The organism is Cryptosporangium aurantiacum (assembly GCF_900143005.1).
GTDB classification, from domain to species: Bacteria; Actinomycetota; Actinomycetes; order Mycobacteriales; family Cryptosporangiaceae; genus Cryptosporangium; species Cryptosporangium aurantiacum.
Genome location: NZ_FRCS01000010.1, coordinates 97,583 through 113,505, shown reverse-complemented (window position 1 = coordinate 113,505; position 15,923 = coordinate 97,583). Strand labels below are relative to the sequence as shown.

Annotated in this window: 13 protein-coding genes; 6 read left to right on the top strand and 7 right to left on the bottom strand. The window is 70.7% G+C overall.

What is annotated here, in order from left to right; genetic code table 11:
- The first annotated feature begins 6 nt into the window (after positions 1 to 6).
- The gene (locus BUB75_RS29060) at positions 7 to 387 is read left to right on the top strand and encodes a YciI family protein (protein ID WP_073261181.1); all 381 of its coding nucleotides are present in this window, start codon (positions 7 to 9) and stop codon (positions 385 to 387) included.
- On the top strand, positions 384 to 1,622 hold the full coding sequence (locus BUB75_RS29055) for an RNA polymerase sigma factor (RefSeq protein ID WP_073261178.1): 1,239 nt from the start codon (positions 384 to 386) through the stop codon (positions 1,620 to 1,622). The genes BUB75_RS29060 and BUB75_RS29055 overlap by 4 nt, the downstream gene beginning before the upstream one ends.
- A 5-nt stretch (positions 1,623 to 1,627) precedes the next feature.
- Here BUB75_RS29055 and BUB75_RS29050 read toward each other — a convergent pair whose 3' ends face one another.
- Positions 1,628 to 2,686 carry a glycoside hydrolase family 6 protein gene (locus tag BUB75_RS29050; protein WP_073261588.1) on the bottom strand — a complete coding sequence of 353 codons (1,059 nt, stop codon included), beginning with the start codon at positions 2,684 to 2,686 and terminating at the stop codon, positions 1,628 to 1,630.
- Positions 2,687 to 2,831: 145 nt separating this feature from the next.
- Here BUB75_RS29050 and BUB75_RS29045 point away from each other — a divergent pair, with 145 nt between their 5' ends.
- Positions 2,832 to 3,536 (top strand): hypothetical protein, encoded by a 705-nt coding sequence (locus tag BUB75_RS29045; RefSeq protein WP_073261177.1) that lies wholly within the window; start codon positions 2,832 to 2,834, stop codon positions 3,534 to 3,536.
- 443 nt (positions 3,537 to 3,979) lie between these two features.
- Entirely contained in the window at positions 3,980 to 5,077 is a 1,098-nt protein-coding gene (locus BUB75_RS29040; protein ID WP_143175465.1) for a WD40 repeat domain-containing protein, read from the top strand.
- Positions 5,078 to 5,084: 7 nt separating this feature from the next.
- On the opposite strand, the gene purD is transcribed toward BUB75_RS29040, so the two are convergent.
- From purD to BUB75_RS29025, 3 genes are all read right to left on the bottom strand, one after another.
- Positions 5,085 to 6,329 carry a phosphoribosylamine--glycine ligase gene (gene purD, locus BUB75_RS29035; RefSeq protein WP_073261175.1) on the bottom strand — a complete coding sequence of 415 codons (1,245 nt, stop codon included), beginning with the start codon at positions 6,327 to 6,329 and terminating at the stop codon, positions 5,085 to 5,087.
- Between the two features lie 663 nt (positions 6,330 to 6,992).
- Positions 6,993 to 8,321 carry an aspartate aminotransferase family protein gene (locus tag BUB75_RS29030; protein WP_073261174.1) on the bottom strand — a complete coding sequence of 443 codons (1,329 nt, stop codon included), beginning with the start codon at positions 8,319 to 8,321 and terminating at the stop codon, positions 6,993 to 6,995.
- Positions 8,322 to 8,330: 9 nt separating this feature from the next.
- On the bottom strand, positions 8,331 to 9,836 hold the full coding sequence (locus BUB75_RS29025) for a CoA-acylating methylmalonate-semialdehyde dehydrogenase (RefSeq protein ID WP_073261587.1): 1,506 nt from the start codon (positions 9,834 to 9,836) through the stop codon (positions 8,331 to 8,333).
- A 115-nt stretch (positions 9,837 to 9,951) separates the two neighbouring features.
- On the opposite strand from BUB75_RS29025, the gene pdxR reads away from it, so the two are divergent.
- Positions 9,952 to 11,433 carry a MocR-like pyridoxine biosynthesis transcription factor PdxR gene (gene pdxR / locus BUB75_RS29020; protein WP_073261173.1) on the top strand — a complete coding sequence of 494 codons (1,482 nt, stop codon included), beginning with the start codon at positions 9,952 to 9,954 and terminating at the stop codon, positions 11,431 to 11,433.
- On the opposite strand, the gene BUB75_RS29015 is transcribed toward pdxR, so the two are convergent.
- From BUB75_RS29015 to BUB75_RS29005, 3 genes are all read right to left on the bottom strand, one after another.
- Positions 11,374 to 12,438: a hypothetical protein gene (locus BUB75_RS29015; RefSeq protein WP_218617828.1), complete on the bottom strand. Its 1,065-nt coding sequence runs from the start codon at positions 12,436 to 12,438 to the stop codon at positions 11,374 to 11,376. The genes pdxR and BUB75_RS29015 overlap by 60 nt on opposite strands.
- Positions 12,435 to 13,574: a transporter substrate-binding domain-containing protein gene (locus tag BUB75_RS29010; protein WP_143175464.1), complete on the bottom strand. Its 1,140-nt coding sequence runs from the start codon at positions 13,572 to 13,574 to the stop codon at positions 12,435 to 12,437. The genes BUB75_RS29015 and BUB75_RS29010 overlap by 4 nt, the downstream gene beginning before the upstream one ends.
- Positions 13,575 to 13,664: 90 nt before the next feature.
- Positions 13,665 to 14,951: an adenylosuccinate synthase gene (locus BUB75_RS29005; RefSeq protein ID WP_073261170.1), complete on the bottom strand. Its 1,287-nt coding sequence runs from the start codon at positions 14,949 to 14,951 to the stop codon at positions 13,665 to 13,667.
- Between the two features lie 48 nt (positions 14,952 to 14,999).
- On the opposite strand from BUB75_RS29005, the gene BUB75_RS29000 reads away from it, so the two are divergent.
- The gene (locus tag BUB75_RS29000) at positions 15,000 to 15,872 is read left to right on the top strand and encodes a diacylglycerol kinase family protein (RefSeq protein WP_073261168.1); all 873 of its coding nucleotides are present in this window, start codon (positions 15,000 to 15,002) and stop codon (positions 15,870 to 15,872) included.
- The last annotated feature ends 51 nt before the right edge of the window (positions 15,873 to 15,923 follow it).

Genomic DNA, 15,923 nt, shown 5'->3' with positions numbered 1-15,923 from the left:
TCCACGATGGCTCAGTACCTGCTCAGCGTGTACCAGCCCGAGGGTCCGGCGCCGGAGCCGGAGGCGTTGGCCGGGGTTTTCGAGAACCTCGGCAAGCTCCAGCAGGAGATGAAGGACGCCGGAGCCTGGGTGTTCTCCGGAGGGCTGGAGGCCCCGGACACCGCGACCGTGCTGCGCGCGACCGGTGAGCTGCTTCCGAGCGGGACGCTCTCCAGCGACGACGTGCTGCTCACCGACGGCCCGTTCATCGAGGCCAAGGAGTACCTCGGCGGGTTCACGATCCTGGAGGCCGCGGATCTGGACGAGGCGCTGCGCTGGGGCCGGCGCACCGCGGCGACGATCGGGCTCCCGATCGAGGTCCGCCCGTTCCACCGGGTGGACTCCTGACCTCGTCCGCGACGCCGCCGACGCCGGGCCGGCGCCCGGCGTCGGCGGCGGAGATCGAAGCCGTCTTCCGGGCGGAGTACGGGCGCACCGTCGCCGTGCTGGTCCGCGTCTGCGGTGACATCGACCTGGCCGAGGAATGCGTCCAGGACGCGTTCGAAGCCGCGCTGAGCCGCTGGCCGACCGAAGGCGTCCCGCCCAGCCCCGCCGGATGGCTGATCACCACTGCCCGCAACCGCGCCATCGACCGGGTCCGGCGCGAGAGCACCAGGGACGCACGCCACGCCCGAGCAGCCGCCCTGCTCGACGACGAGCCGCCGCAGGAGGTGGGCGCCGTGCCGGACGACCGACTTCGGCTGATCTTCACCTGCTGCCACCCCGCGCTGGCCCCGACGGCCCGGGTGGCTCTCACGCTCCGCCTCCTCGGCGGCCTCACCACCGCCGAGATCGCGCGAGCCTTCCTGGTGCCGGAGCCCACGATGGCGGCCCGGCTCACCCGCGCGAAGAAGAAGATCTCCGCGGCCCGCATCCCGTACCGGGTGCCCAGGGAGGCTGACCTCCCCGACCGCCTGCGCGCCGTGCTGGCCGTCCTCTACCTCGTCTTCAACGAGGGGTACGCGGCCAGCACCGGCGACCGGCTGGTCCGGGCCGACCTGTGCGCGGAGGCGATCCGGCTGGGGCGGCTGCTCGTCGAGTTGATGCCGGACGAACCCGAGGCCCGCGGCTTGCTGGCACTGATGCTGCTGGCCGAAGCCCGCCGGAACGCGAGGGTCGGCGACGACGGGACGCTGGTGCCGCTGGCCGACCAGGACCGCTCGACGTGGGACGCGACGCTCGTCGCGGAGGGCCGCGCGCTCGTCCGGCAGTGCCTACGGCGCGGACAGCCGGGCCCCTACCAGGTGCAGGCGGCGATCAGCGCGGTGCACACCGACGGACCGAACCCGGACTGGACGCGGATCAAGGAGCTCTACGACCAGTTGCTGGTGCTGACCCCGACACCGGTGGTGGCGCTCAACCGGGCCGTCGCGGTCGCCGAGGTCGAAGGCCCCGCCGCGGCGCTCACGCTGGTCGACGGCCTGTCTCTGGACTCCTATCACCTGTTCCACGCGGTCCGCGCCGACCTGCTGCGCCGCCTCGGGCGCGACACCGAGGCCAGAGCCGCCTACGAGGCCGCGCTCGCCCGCACCGACAATGCGTCCGAACAGGCTTTTCTCCGGCGCGCGACGGCCGAACGCTGACCGGATCACCAGCGCGCTCGAGACGCCAACCCGATCGCGTACGCCTGCCACCACACGCCGGCCTTCGGCGCACCGACGCGGCAGGTGCCGTCGGACAACCCGATCGTCTTCACCCAGAGCGACGCGTCCAGCAGCGGATCACCGGTCGACGTGGTGGGTCGCGCCCCGAGCGCCCGCCCGGGCGGGTTGCACCAGGACTGGGTGCCGGTCCAGGGCCCGTTGCCGTTCCGGCTGACGTCGATCACGAAGTGCGCACCACCGGAGGCCGCCGAGACCTGACGTCCGTACGCCACCTCGTCCGCGGTGGTCTGGAAGTTCGCCACGTTCAACGCGAACCCGGCGGCCTGGTCGATACCGGCCTGCTCGAGCCGGGCGGCCATCGTGGCGGCCGGCTTGAACGCGTTGTGTCCGGCGTCCAGGTAAACCGCGATGCCGGACGTCTTGGTCAGCTTCGCCACCGCGTACCGCAGTAGGGCCAGCCGGGACGACTGCCGCGGGCCGGTGAGGCAGTCCAGGTGCGGCAGGGCATCCGGTTCCAGTACCGCGACGACCTTGCCGCCGGCCAGACCGGCAGCGACCTGGTCCACCCACGTGCGGTACGCGGCGTCGCTCTTCGCGCCACCGGCGGAGTAACCGTGGCAGTCGCGGAACGGGATGTTGTAGAGCACCACCGGGAGCAGCTTGTTCGCCTTCTTGGCGGCGGCCACCAGCGACGCGGCCTGCGTCCGTGCCTTCGCCGGGCTGAGCCAGTCGCCGAACCAGACCGCCTGCGGCTGACCCGCGATCTTCCCGAGCAGCGTTCGGGTGCGGGTCTCCGAGCGCGGCGTCTTGGCCAGTGCGACGGCTGCGGCGCTGCCGGGTGCGGTGTGAAGAGCGCGGCTGCGGACGATGTTCCGCTGGGCATCCGGGGTGGTGGCGGCCGCCGTCACCGGCGCAGCGCCCGGCCGGGCGAACGCGTAGCCGAGCGTGACCGAGGTCGGCTCGGCTGCGGCGAGGGTGGAGATGCTGATCGCGGTAGCGACGAGGACTCGCAGGCCACGATGCCGTCCGCCGAGCGTGGGCATGAACGGTTCATCGGCCGGAGCGGGCCGCACCTGATGCTTTCGGCGTGGTTGCGAGGCGGGTGCGGATGCCCGAATTAGCAGCGTTCCGCCGCACGGACGTCGACATCGGGAAAGCGCGACCACGCTTCCTTCCCTGGAGAGTCCGATGACGAGCCCTGCTGCCAACGAGCCACCCCCGCCCTCCGAGGCCGCAGCACCCACGGACGTCGCGGAGCCCGACCAAGCGCCCGCGCAGGGCGAGCCCGCTGCCGTCGGGGCCGCACCCTGGACCCGTGGCGCCGCTGCGTTCCCGCCCGCGTACGCGCCGACCGGCCCGTTCCCGGGTGACTTCCAGCCGGTCGGTCGCCTGCCGAGCTTCGACTCACCCGGGTACGGCTACGGATACGCCACGCCGCCGACCTGGCACTCCGCGTTCGAGGGCCCGAAAGCCTGGCCGGTAGCGGTCTTCACCGTGTTCTTCGGGATCTTCGGCGCGATCTCGGCCGCCCGTCGCTCCAGCGACGCTCGCGCTCTCGGCCTGCCCGTCGGCCGCTACTGGGGTGTGTTCGCCGGAGCGCTGGTCGGCAGCTTCGCGATGTGGACGCTCGTCCTCGGCCTGGTGATCGCGGTGCTGGTCCCGGTGTACCTGGAGTCGGCCACCGTGATGACGACCAGCCGGCTCGAGCAACAGCTGAAGTCGAGCAGCTCCCCCGGGCTCGCCGTCACCGACGCCGCCTGCGTGGAGGAGGCCGTCGACACCTCAGGCACCGGCACCTACCAGTGCCTGATCACGTTCACCGACGGCGACAGCTTGCCGTACCGCATCACGGTCAGCGACGACGGGACCTGGGCGACATCCGCAGCTGATTGACGAACAATTCGCACCGGTTTCCCCGCCAGCCACGGAAATGACGTGAGCGCATCCGGGGACCCCGGCGTCCGCGTTATTCTGCCCCTGTTCCGCCCGGCCGTGCCACGGCCGCCGAGCGCTACTTGGCACAGGGAGAACTGCCCGTGGACGCAGCACCCGCTTCCCAGGCCATCGAGGCGATAACCAGTCGATTGGCGCAAGCGGACGCGAACCCGACGGAAACCGAAGGGGACGTGACGTCCGAATCGCTGTTCAGGGCCGTTGCCGACCGTTTACTTCTGAGCGACGACGGACGCGGAGCCTACCAGCGAATCACGGAGCACCCTACGGACGATGAAGCGAAAGACGCCGCAATTCGAACATTGCAATTCGAACTGGAACGCGATCACGTTTTCGCCGCTCGAATTCAAGCCCTGCTCGCCGGGGAAGAAGATCCGGAAATAGTGGTCGCGCCCCCATCACGGCGTTCAAAATGGGCTTGGATTCTCGGCGGTTCGGCGGCGCTGCTGGTCATCGGGTTGGCCGCCGCCGCAGCGCTCGCCTACCCGCGCGTCACGAACAGCAGCACGCCGAACGTCGCGACCTCGCCGTCCCCGGCGCCGTTCGGACCGACCTGGAAGGTGATTGGCGACGTCGGCGTCCGGGCGAACGACGTCGAGTTCCACAGCCGGTACGGCGACTTGTTCGCGACCGCGAACGTCGACGGCACGATCACGCTGTGGAAGGTGGGCCGAAAGGCCCGGCTGGCACGGTTCGATTCGACCAACGGCATGCCGGCCAGCGGTCCCGCGGAGATGCGTTCGCTCGAGTTCAGCCGGGACGGGCGTCGACTGGTCGCCGCCGGAATGCGGGGATCGATCGAGGTCTGGAACCTCGACACCGGCCGGCTGGCGACCAGGCCGTTCGGCGCTGGACGGATGGGCGTCGTGAACAGCGTGACGCTCTCCCCGGACCGGCAGACGGTGGCCAGCGCCAGCGCGGATGGCACCGTCCGGCTGTGGAACGCGAACAACGGTCAGCAGCTCGGTGACCCGATCGATGCCACCCCGGAGGGGGCGGCGTACCGGGTCGCGGTGAACGCCGTGAAGTTCAGCCCGAACGGCAAGATGCTGGCGACGCTGTCGGACGACGGTTCGGTGTCGTTCTGGAACGTCGCGACGCGGGAGCGGCTCCGCCAGACGGATTCGCCGTCCAGCACCGTGGGCACCGCCGGTGACGAGTTGGTCTACCGGCCGGACGGCCGAGTCGTCGCCAGCGTCAGCGCGTCCGGCGTACACCTGTGGGACGCACGGACCGGACGCTCGATCCCGGTACCGAAGACCGATTCGATCGGTGCGTTCGCGTTCCGCCCGGACGGCAAGATGCTCGCCTGCGCGAGCATCGAGGGGCCGGTCAAGCTCTACGACCCCACGACGCTCCGTCCGGTGGGCAACCCGCCGCCCGGTGGGTTCCGCTTCGTCGACGCGATGGCGTTCAGCCCGTCCGGCAAGTACCTGGCGGCTGCCGAGGCGGATCGAGGGGTCCGCATCTGGAGCATCTGAGCCCCGGTCAGCCGAGCGTAATCTCCCCGGCCTCGGCCTTGGCCGCGATGTCGGAGCGGTACTGAGCGCCCTCGAACGTGATCTGCTCGACCTTCGCGTACGCGCCGGCACGGGCGGCGGCGAGGTCGTCGCCGGTCGCGGTCACCGAGAGCACCCGGCCGCCGCTGGTCGCCAAGTCACCCGCGTCGTTCCGCACGGTCGCGGCGTGCAGGACGCCGGGCTGGTCGGCGCCGGTGATCACGTCACCGGTGCGCGGCGTTCCGGGGTACCCCGCCGAGGCCATGACCACGGTGACAGCGGCGCCGTCGCGCCACCGCAGCGGCGGGTGCGCGGCCAGCGTCCCGGTGGCGGCCGCGTTGAGCAGACCGGCCAGCGGCGTCTCGAGCATCGCGAGGACGACCTGCGTCTCCGGGTCGCCGAAGCGTGCGTTGAACTCGATCACGCGCGGCCCGCGCGTCGTGATCGCGAGCCCGACGTAGAGGACGCCGACGAACGGCGTGCCCCGGCTGGCCAGGTCGTTGAGCGTCGGCGTGACGACGTCCTTCATGACCTGGTCGATCGTGCCGCCAGGCAGCCAGGCCAGCGGCGTGTAGGCACCCATACCGCCGGTGTTCGGGCCGGTGTCGTCGTCGCCGATGCGCTTGAAGTCCTGCGCGGGCAGCAGCGGAACCGCGGCACTGCCGTCGGTGATGACGAACAGTGACACCTCGGGGCCGTCGAGGTACTCCTCGATCACGACGCGCCCGCAGTCTTCCGCGTGGGCGAGCGCCACCGCACGGTCGTCGGTGACCACGACGCCCTTGCCCGCAGCGAGCCCGTCGGCCTTGACCACGTAGGGAGCGCCGAACAGGTCGAGCGCCGCCTCCACCTGCTGGGGGTCGTCGCAGGTGCGGGACTCCGCGGTGGGGACGCGGGCCGCGCTCATCACGGCCTTCGCGAACGACTTCGAGCCCTCGATGCGCGCGGCCGCGGCGTCCGGACCGAAGACGGGAACACCCTCCTCGCGCACCATGTCGGCAACGCCCGCCATCAACGGCGCTTCCGGGCCGATCACGACCAGGTCGGCCTCGACCTGGCGCGCGAGCGCCGCGACGGCGTAGGGATCGGTCGGCTTCACCGGCTCGATCTGGGCCACCGCCGCGATGCCGGCGTTGCCGGGAGCACACACCAGACGCTCGACGGCGGGGTCAGCTGCCAGCGCCGTACACAAGGCATGTTCGCGGGCACCGGATCCGATAACGAGGACGCGCACGCGAAGAGCCTAGTAGCGCGGTCAGTCGCTCGGTGCCCCGGCCGGTCCCCCTGTGGATGACGACCCGAAACGAGCCGCTCACCGATAAGCGGCGGAGGCGTCCGGCGACCCGACGGGATCGGGCAACGCCACGGACCGACCGTCCCACTGAGGCTGTGGCCACGCCGCTGTCGGCCAGGCGCGCCGCGGACCGAGGGCCGACCGGCACGCGGCGGCCGCCGAGCCTGATCAGTGCCACCCGGTGCGGCGCGACCCGCGGACGCTGCGCCGGGCGGGACCGAGCGGCCAGCCATCGCCGGACCTCGGTACTCCGGCCGAGGCGCCAGGTCGCCAGCCCGAGCATCGGGATCGTCAGCAGGTCGGCCGTGGTGAGCCCGTGCTCGCTGTCGAGCGTCCAAAGGACGAGGCCCTCCACCGGGCCGTTGGCGAGGATCCATACCGGGGCGAGAACGGCGAGCGCCGAGGCACATCGGCAGCTACCGCGTACCGCGCCGACCGCTGTTCCGAGAGAGAGTGCAAGCACACACAGCGGCAGAGACACCTTTTGAGTAGATCATGCCTATTGCAGATAAGCTGTACCGGTTCATTAACTCGCCGTTACCACGATGGGGACCAGGCCCGCGGTCAGCGGGCCCGATCCCCCATCGATCGGGTGGCGTGGATCTACACGTGGTGGCGGTCCAGCAGACCGAACACCTCGTCCAGGATCGCCAGGCCCTCCTTGGCCTCACCATCGCTGATCGTGCACGGCGGCACGACGTGCATCCGGTTCATGTTGACGAACGGGATCAGCCCGCGGAGCTTCGCCTCGGCCAGCAACTCGGCCATCGGCGCGTTGTCGGCGCCCGCCGCGTTGTAGGGCACCAGCGGTTCCCGGGTCTCCCGGTTCTTCACCAGGTCGAGGGCCCAGAAGACGCCCAGGCCACGGACCTCGCCGATCACCGGGTGCCGGGCGGCCAACTCGCGCAGGCCCGGACCGAACACGTCCTCACCGAGCCGGGCGGCGTTCTCCACGATGCCCTCGTCGGCCATCGCGTTGATCGTCGCCACCGCTGCGGCGGCCGCCAGCGGGTGCCCGGAGTAGGTCAGGCCGCCCGGGAACGGACGCTCGGCGAACGTCGCGGCGATCTCATCCGAGATGATGACGCCGCCCAGCGGCACGTATCCGGAGTTCACACCCTTGGCGAACGTGATCAGGTCCGGGGTGACACCCCAGTGGTCGACCGCGAACCACTCACCGGCGCGGCCGAACCCCGCCATCACCTCGTCGGCGATGAACACGATGCCGTACCGGTTGCACAGCTCCCGGACGCCGGCCAGGTAACCGCCCGGCGGAACCAGGATGCCGGCCGTCCCCGGGATCGACTCCAGCACGATCGCCGCGATCGTCGCCGGCCCCTCGAGCTGGATCGTCGCCTCCAGGTGCGCCAGGGCCCTGTCGTTCTCCTCCTCCTCGGTGGTCGCCCAGAACGGCGACCGGTACAGGTACGGCCCGAAGAAGTGGTGGACGTCGGTCGCGGCGCCGTCGTTCGGCCAGCGACGCGGGTCGCCGGTCATCTGCATCGCGGTGGCGGTGTTGCCGTGGTAGCTGCGGTAGGTCGTCAGCACCTTGCGGCGACCGGTGTGCAGCCGGGCCATCCGGACCGCGTTCTCGTTGGCGTCCGCACCGCCGTTGGTGAAGAAGACCTTGTTCAGGCCTTCCGGCGCGCGTTCGACGATCAATCGCGCTGCTTCGCTCCGGACGTCGTTCGCGAACGCCGGTGCCACCGTGCAGAGCTTCGCGGCCTGCTCCTGGATCGCGGCGACCACCTTCGGGTGCTGGTGCCCGATGTTCGTGAACACTAGCTGCGAGGTGAAGTCGAGGTACCGGTTGCCGTCCGGGTCCCAGATGTAGGAGCCCTGAGCGCCCTCGATCACCATCGGCTTGATCAGCGACTGGGCCGACCAAGAGTGGAAGACGTGAGCCCGGTCGAGTTCATAGGCGCGAGACATCCGTGCTCCTTACTTGTTCTGGGGGAACCCAAGGTCGACGCCACGGTGGGACGGGTCGGGCCACCGCGTCGTGACAACCTTGCCTCGGGTCCAGAACCGCACGCCCTCGGCCCCGTACATGTGCACGTCGCCGAAGAGCGAGTTCCGCCAACCACCGAAAGAGTAGGTGGCCACCGGCACCGGGATCGGCACGTTGATGCCGACCATGCCCACCTCGACGTCGAGCCCGAACTGCCGGGCGACGCCGCCGTCGCAGGTGAACAGCGCGACGCCGTTCGCGTACGGGTTCGAGTTGACCAGGTCCAGCGCGTCGTCGTAGGTCTCGACCCGGACGACCGACAGCACCGGGCCGAAGATCTCGTCGGTGTAGATCGTCATGTCCTTGCCGACGTTGTCGAACAGCGTCGGGCCGACCCAGTAACCGTTCTCCCGGCCCTCGACGCTGGTGCCACGGCCGTCGGCGACCAGCGTGGCACCGGCGGCCTCACCCTGGTCGATGTAGCTCTTGATCTTGTCGCGGTGCTGGGCGGAGATGACCGGGCCCATCTCGGCACCCGCTTCGTCGCCGGGAGCGACCTTCACGGCCGGGATGCGCTCGGCGATCTTGCCCACGAGCTGGTCACCCACGGCGCCGACCGCCACCACGACCGAGACGGCCATGCAGCGCTCGCCGGCCGCGCCGTAACCCGCGGACACCGCGGCGTCGGCGGCCAGGTCGAGGTCGGCGTCGGGCAGCACGACCATGTGGTTCTTCGCACCGCCGAGTGCCTGGACGCGCTTGCCGTTGGCGGTGGCGGTCTGGTGGATGTACTGCGCGATCGGGGTCGAGCCGACGAAGCTCACCCCGGCGACGTCCGGGTGGTTGAGCAGGCCGTCGACGGCGACCTTGTCACCGTGCAGCACGTTGAACACGCCGTCGGGCAGGCCGGCCTCGGCCCAGAGCTCCGCGAGCCGGACGCCGGCCGACGGGTCCTTCTCGCTGGGCTTGAGGATGAACGTGTTGCCACAGGCGATCGCGATCGGCGACATCCAGAGCGGCACCATGGCCGGGAAGTTGAACGGCGTGATGCCGGCGACGACGCCCAGCGGCTGGCGCACCGAGAACGAGTCGACACCGGTCGAGACGTTGGGGCTCTGGTCGCCCTTGATGTGCTCGCCGATGCCGCAGGCGAACTCGACGATCTCCAGGCCACGGGCGACCTCGCCCTTGGCGTCCGGGATCGTCTTGCCGTGCTCGCGGCTGATGATCCGGGCCAGCTCGTCGGTGTGGCGGTCGAGCAGCTCACGGAACGCGAACAGGACGCGGGTGCGCTGGGCGAGGCTCGAGCGGCGCCACGTCTTGAACGCGGCCTTGGCGGCGGCAACCGCGGTGTCGACGTCCTGGGTGCTCGCGAACGGCACGGTGGCGATCTGCTCGCCGCTACTCGGGTCGTACACCGGCCCGGTGCGGACCTCGCCGGCGTCGACGGCGCCCTCGGTCGGCTTGCCATCGATCCAGTGCGGGACGGTACGCATCGGCTTCTCCTTCTGGTCGCTGCGGGGGTCCACCGCTACCGTCACCCGGATCTGGACCAGTCACAAGATCCAGTTGATGTGCTGGTAATGAGTCCAGTTGTGCGACGCTGGAACCGTGACCCTCCTGGCTGAGCTGGACCGGAACAGCAGCGTGCCGCTGTACCGGCAACTGCGGGCCGCGCTGGAGCGGGAGATCCTGGCCGGGCGATTGGGCACCGAAGGCCGGTTGCCGTCGTCCCGCGAACTCGCCACCGCACTGGGGGTCTCGCGCAACACCGTGGTCACCGCCTACCAGGAGCTCATCGCCGAGGGTTACGTGACGCCGATGCCGCGGTCGGGGCTCGCGGTCAACGCCGAACTGCACGCCGAACCTCCTCCCCCTCCCACCGGACGCCGCTTCGACTGGGACGCACGGATCGCGCCGGCGCCCGACGCCGACCTCCCGATCTCGCACCGGCCACGCGACTGGCAGCGCTACCGCTACCCGTTCCTGAGCGGACAGCCGTCCGCCGACCTGTTCCCCCGCCGGGCCTGGCAGCGTTCCCTGCGGGCCGCGATGGAGGGGTCGAACTTCTGGCCGAGCCTCTCCGACAGCGGCGACGCGGACGACCCGATGCTGGTCGAGGCGCTCTGCCGGCACATCCTCCCCGCCCGCGGCATCGACGCCGAGCCGTCGCAGGTCCTGGTGACGCTCGGCTCGCAGCAGGGCCAGGCGCTGATCGCGGGTGAGCTGCTCGGGCCGGGCAAGCGGCTGGCTGTCGAGGACCCCGGCTACCCGGACCTCTGGCACATCGCGGTGCGCGCCGGAGCGTCGCTGGTGCCGATGGACGTGGACGGCGGCGGTTTGGTGCCGACCGACGCGCTGGCCTCCTGCGACGCGGTGGCCGTGACACCGAGCCACCAGTACCCGACCAACGTGACACTCACCGTCGGGCGGCGGAACCAGCTGCTGGACGCCTCGCCCGACCTGGTGATCGTCGAGGACGACTACGACGCGGAGTTCCGGTACTCCGGCAGCCCGACACCGGCGTTGAAGGCCCTCGACCGCCGAGGGCAGGTCGTCTACCTGGGCAGTTTCTCGAAGTTCCTGGCACCGGGGCTGCGGCTGGGCTTCCTGGTAGCGGACGCCAGGCTGGTCGCCGCGCTACGCGAACGGCGCCGCTTCCAGGTGCGGCATGCGCCGGGACAGCAGCAGCGGGCGCTGGCGTTGCTGATCACGTCCGGCGACTACGCCAGGGCACTCCGCCGGGCCCGCACGATCCTGCGCGACCGGTGGCGGCGAACCGTCGCGGCGGTGGATACGCACCTGGGGTGGCGGCCGGCGTTCGGGGACACGTTCCCCGCCGGTGGTACGGCGCTGTGGGTGGTGGGGCCACCCGAGCTGAACAGCCGCGCGCTGGCTGCGGCGGCGCGCGCCCGTAGCGTCCTGGTCGAGCCGAGCGAGTCGTACCACCTGCGCGAGCCACGCGCGCTCAACGCGGTCAAGATCGGCTTCGCGAGCGTGCCCACCGACCGCATCGACGCCGGCATCGCCGAACTAGCCACCGCCTGGTCGAGCGGGACGGCCCAGGCAGCGGGGGTCGGGGTCGTCGGATAACGAACGGGACGGGGCCAGCCAGGACAACATCGCTCGCTCCACCTGCCACCCGTGCACCTCGACCGCGCTGTACGGCGGCTCGATCGGGTCCGGGCAGAGCACCTGGGAGATCACCGCGTCGTTCGCCACGAACTCGACCTTGCCGCCGGACTCCAGCAGCGTCGTCGCCCGGTCGTCCACGGTGATCACCTGACCCCGCACCACGGTGACCTCGCTCCGATCGCCGACCGATTCCTCCGCCGAGGAGTCGGCCAGCGCGTCCGGCTTGAGCTCCACCGCAACCGCAGGCAACACCGGCGCCTGGACGAAGATCGCGGCCACCAGGATCGGCCCGATCACCAGACCGGCCATCGCAACCCAGTGCGTCACCAGCCGCGCGGACGGCGCAGGCACCGGACCGGTCAGGAACGGCAGCGCCACCACCGGCGCGATCAGCAGGAACGCGGTCTCCGGCTCGCCCGCCCGGACGGCGTCCAGCGTGGCCGGGCCGAACAGCAGGAGGCCGAGCACCGAACAGACCACCGGCACCACGATGCACGCCATCCGGATCAGCTGCGGGTGATCCTCGTACCGCAGCCGGACGTCCAGCGCGAAGATGACGAGCAGCAGCATGCCGAGCGTCGGCAGGAACCGCAGTTGCCAGGTGACCGCGGCGACCGCGAACGCCGACAGCACCACCCAGCCCGGCGTCCGGCCCGCGGCACGCGCCAGCCACGACCGCCCGGCGTCGATCGAGCTGACCAGCAGCAGCGCGCCCAACGCCCGCCCGACCAGGATGAACACCGGCGGCACCCAGATCAGCGTGATCAGCAGGGAGCCGATCAGACCGAGCGGGCTCACGTTCTGGACCAGCAGCAGCATCGTCTGCAGGTCCTGCCGACTCAGGTACCAGAGCCGCAGCACCAGCAACAGCAGCGGGAACGCCGGGAGCGCGGTGAGCATCCACTGCTGGTCACGGCCCCGGCGCCGGCGCGCGGGCAGCATGACCGGCTGCGGCCGGGTCACTGTTCGTCCTCCCACGGCCAGATCCGCACCCGCGGCTTCTCGACGTCGGGCTGCTTGGCGACCGCGACCTGCTGCGGCATCGCGCTCGGCTGCTCCCGGCGCAGGTAGGTGTCGTACGCGGTCTCCCAGCGGCGGTCGGTCGGCTCGGTGTACGAGCGGTAGAGCGCGAGGTCGACGAGCGTCTTCAGCGCCTCGTTCGTGCCGACGTTGATGCCGTAGAGCTCGCTGCCCTCCGACCCGATGTCGTGGATCGTGAACTTGCCGGGGTTCTCGAAGACGAACCCGGCCAGGATCGCCGCGTCGGTGGAGACCGCGTCGTACGCGCCGGACTCCAGCCCGCGGACGCACTCGCTGATCTTGTTCTTGCCGAACGGAAGCACACCGGCCGCCTCGAGGTTCTGCTTCGAGGTCGTGGTGTTGAGCGTGCACACCTTCCGGTCGGCGAGGTCGGACAACGCCTCGTACCGAGCGGACGTCTTCCGGGTCAGAACCGACTGCTCGGTACGCAGATACGGCGCCGAGAACGAGACGTCCGGGTCGGCCTCGCGTGCCGGCGTGATGCTGAACGTGGCCACGACCAGGTCGACCGTGACGATCTTCTTCGTCTTCACGTCGAGGGCCTGACGCCGGGCGCGGTCCTCACTCTCGATCGTCAGCAACCGCACATCGTCCGGGGCGAACCCCAGGCTGGCAGCGACCAGGTACGCGATCTCGACGTCGAAGCCGCGGTAGACGCCGTTGTCCAGCAGCGACATCCCCGGCTGGTCGTCCTTGACGCCGATCAGCAGCTGACGCTTGTCGAACAGACCGGCCTGCCGCCGAAGGTCGTCCTGCGACGGTGGCCCGACCCCGCTCACCGTGACCGCGGCGACGACGACGGCGCCAACCAGCAGCACCACGACGACCGCGAGCCGGGCCAGGCGAGCCGCGAGCCCCAGACCGTCGAGCTTGGATAACGTCCGGCCGCCCGCGACCCACCGCGGCGGAAGGCCGGGCCGCGATTGCGAGGCGAACCCGGTGTCCGCCGGCGCCGACTGAAGCTCCTCGGTCCCGCGCTCGGAGTCCCCGCGCTCGGAAGCCCCGCGCTCGGAAACCCCGCGCTCGGAAACCCTGCGCTCGGAATCGTCGTCCGCCATCGTCACCTGCCTCCCGCTCCGCCCCACCAGCGCCGTCTCGTACCGCCGTTATAGCTGGGGCGCGCACGGGCCGCCGACCCGACGAGCGACTCAGATCAGGTCACGCACCACGACGTTCTGGTCGCGGCCGGGGCCGACGCCGATCACGCTGACCTGCGTGCCGGACAGCTCCTCCAGGCGAGTGACGTACGCCTGCGCGTTCTTCGGCAGGTCGGCGAACGTCCGGACGTCGGACAGATCCTCCCACCAACCGTCGAGGTACTCGTAGATCGGCTTCGCGTGGTGGAAGTCGGTCTGCGTCATCGGCATGTCGTCCATCCGCTCGCCGTCGACGTCGTAGCCGACGCAGATCGGCACCCGGTCGAGGCCGGACAGCACGTCGAGCTTCGTCAGGAAGATATCGGTCAGTCCGTTGACCCGGGTGGCGTACCGGGCGATCACCGCATCGAACCAGCCGGTGCGGCGGTTGCGCCCGGTCGTCACGCCGACCTCGCCGCCGACCTTGCGCAGCCGCTCGCCGTACTCGTCGTGCAGCTCGGTCGGGAACGGGCCGGACCCCACCCGCGTGGTGTAGGCCTTCAGGATCCCGATCACCTTCGTGATCCGGGTGGGCCCGATGCCGCTGCCCGCGCAGGCACCGCCCGCGGTCGGGTTCGACGAGGTCACGAACGGATACGTGCCGTGGTCGACGTCGAGCAGCGTGCCCTGCGACCCCTCGAGCAGCACTGTCTCGCCCCGCTCCAGCGCCTTGTTCAGCAGCAAGCGGCTGTCAGCGATGTGCGGCTTCAGCCGCTCGGCGTACCCCAGGTACTCCTCGGCCACTGCGGCCGGGTCGAGCGCCTTGCGGTTGTAGACCTTGACCAGGATCTGGTTCTTCTCGGCGAGCACCGTGTCGAGCTTGCGGCGCAGGATGCCCGGGTCGAGCAGGTCGGCGACCCGGATACCGATCCGGGCGAGCTTGTCACCGTAGGCCGGGCCGATGCCCCGCCCGGTGGTGCCGATCCGCGCCTTGCCGAGGTAACGCTCGGTGACCTTATCCAGCGCGCGGTGGTGCGGCATGATCAGGTGCGCGTCCGCCGAGATCCGCAGGTTCGACACGTCGACACCACGTTCGATCAGGCCGTCCATCTCGCCGATCAGCACGGCCGGGTCGACGACGACACCGTTGCCGATCACCGACGTGGTGTTCGGCGTGAGGATCCCGGACGGGATCAGGTGCAGCGCGTACTTCTCCCCGTCCGGGGTGATCACCGTGTGCCCGGCGTTGTTGCCACCCTGGTACCGGACGACCCACTGGACCGAACCGCCGAGGAGGTCGGTGGCCTTACCCTTACCCTCGTCCCCCCATTGGGCACCGACGAGCACGATCGCGGGCATACGGTCCTCCATTAACCCCGGCACGGACAGGATGTAAGGCTAACGAACGTGGACGTGCTGCTTCTCGCGCCGGGTCCGGGCGTCGCTACCCGGGTACCCGTGCTGGCCTGTCGCGACGCGCTCCGGAAGGGCGCGGACGTAGAGGTGCTCGAGCTGGATTCGGATTCCGAGGTCGACGCCGCTGTGAAGCGAGCGTCCGTGGACGGTGCCCGCCTGGTGGTCGCCGGCGGCGACGGTCAGCTGCGGGCGGTGCTGCGCCGGATGGTTCGCCGGTCGCTGCCGCGGGGCGGCGAGCGCCCCGCCGACCTGCCCAGCGACCGCACGGTGCCCGACCTTCCCGCCATCGGGGTCCTGCCTCTCGAAGCGCATGGGGACGCCGACCTCGCGGCGAAGTTGGGGCTTCCACGCACGCCCGCGGACGTGGCCGCCGCAGTGCTCGAGGGTGCCGAGCGGCGGGTCGACCTGCTGCGCCACGACGGCGGCTCGGTGACGTTGCACGGCGCGCTGCTCGGCGGCGCGGATACGAGTGGCCGTCCGGTTGCCTGGCACGCCCGGATCGACGTCGACGACACACTGCTCACCGACGGCACCGAACCGCTGCTGGCCTGCGCGATCGCCAACGCCGACGGGTACACCGACCTCAGCGGGCTGCCGCTGGTGGTCAGCGCCGATCCGGCGGACGGCGTCCTGGAGGTGGGGCTGGCGCTGCCGGCAGCGCCGACGCGCGGCCTGTTCGGCCGCAGGCGCGCGCACGGTGAGATCGAGGTACGGCGGGCACGCGGCCGCGCGGTGTCGCTCAACATCGTGACGAATACCGCTGAGGACGCCGTCCCGCTGATCGACGACGGCGTGAGCGGCACCGTGACCAGGAAGCGAACCTGGTGGATGGAGCGCGGGGCCTGGGGCGTCTACACCCGGTAACCGGCGTTATCGGCCATTGGTAGGTACCGGCAGTATGGATATTGGGCATAC

Coding starts and splice junctions, on each gene's coding strand:
- BUB75_RS29060 (WP_073261181.1), top strand. CDS start 7: ATGGCTCAGTACCTGCTCAGCGTGTACCAGCCCGAGGGTCCGGCGCCG.
- BUB75_RS29050 (WP_073261588.1), bottom strand. CDS start 2,686: ATGCCCACGCTCGGCGGACGGCATCGTGGCCTGCGAGTCCTCGTCGCT.
- BUB75_RS29045 (WP_073261177.1), top strand. CDS start 2,832: ATGACGAGCCCTGCTGCCAACGAGCCACCCCCGCCCTCCGAGGCCGCA.
- BUB75_RS29030 (WP_073261174.1), bottom strand. CDS start 8,321: ATGTCTCGCGCCTATGAACTCGACCGGGCTCACGTCTTCCACTCTTGG.
- BUB75_RS29025 (WP_073261587.1), bottom strand. CDS start 9,836: ATGCGTACCGTCCCGCACTGGATCGATGGCAAGCCGACCGAGGGCGCC.
- BUB75_RS29010 (WP_143175464.1), bottom strand. CDS start 13,574: ATGGCGGACGACGATTCCGAGCGCAGGGTTTCCGAGCGCGGGGTTTCC.
- BUB75_RS29005 (WP_073261170.1), bottom strand. CDS start 14,951: ATGCCCGCGATCGTGCTCGTCGGTGCCCAATGGGGGGACGAGGGTAAG.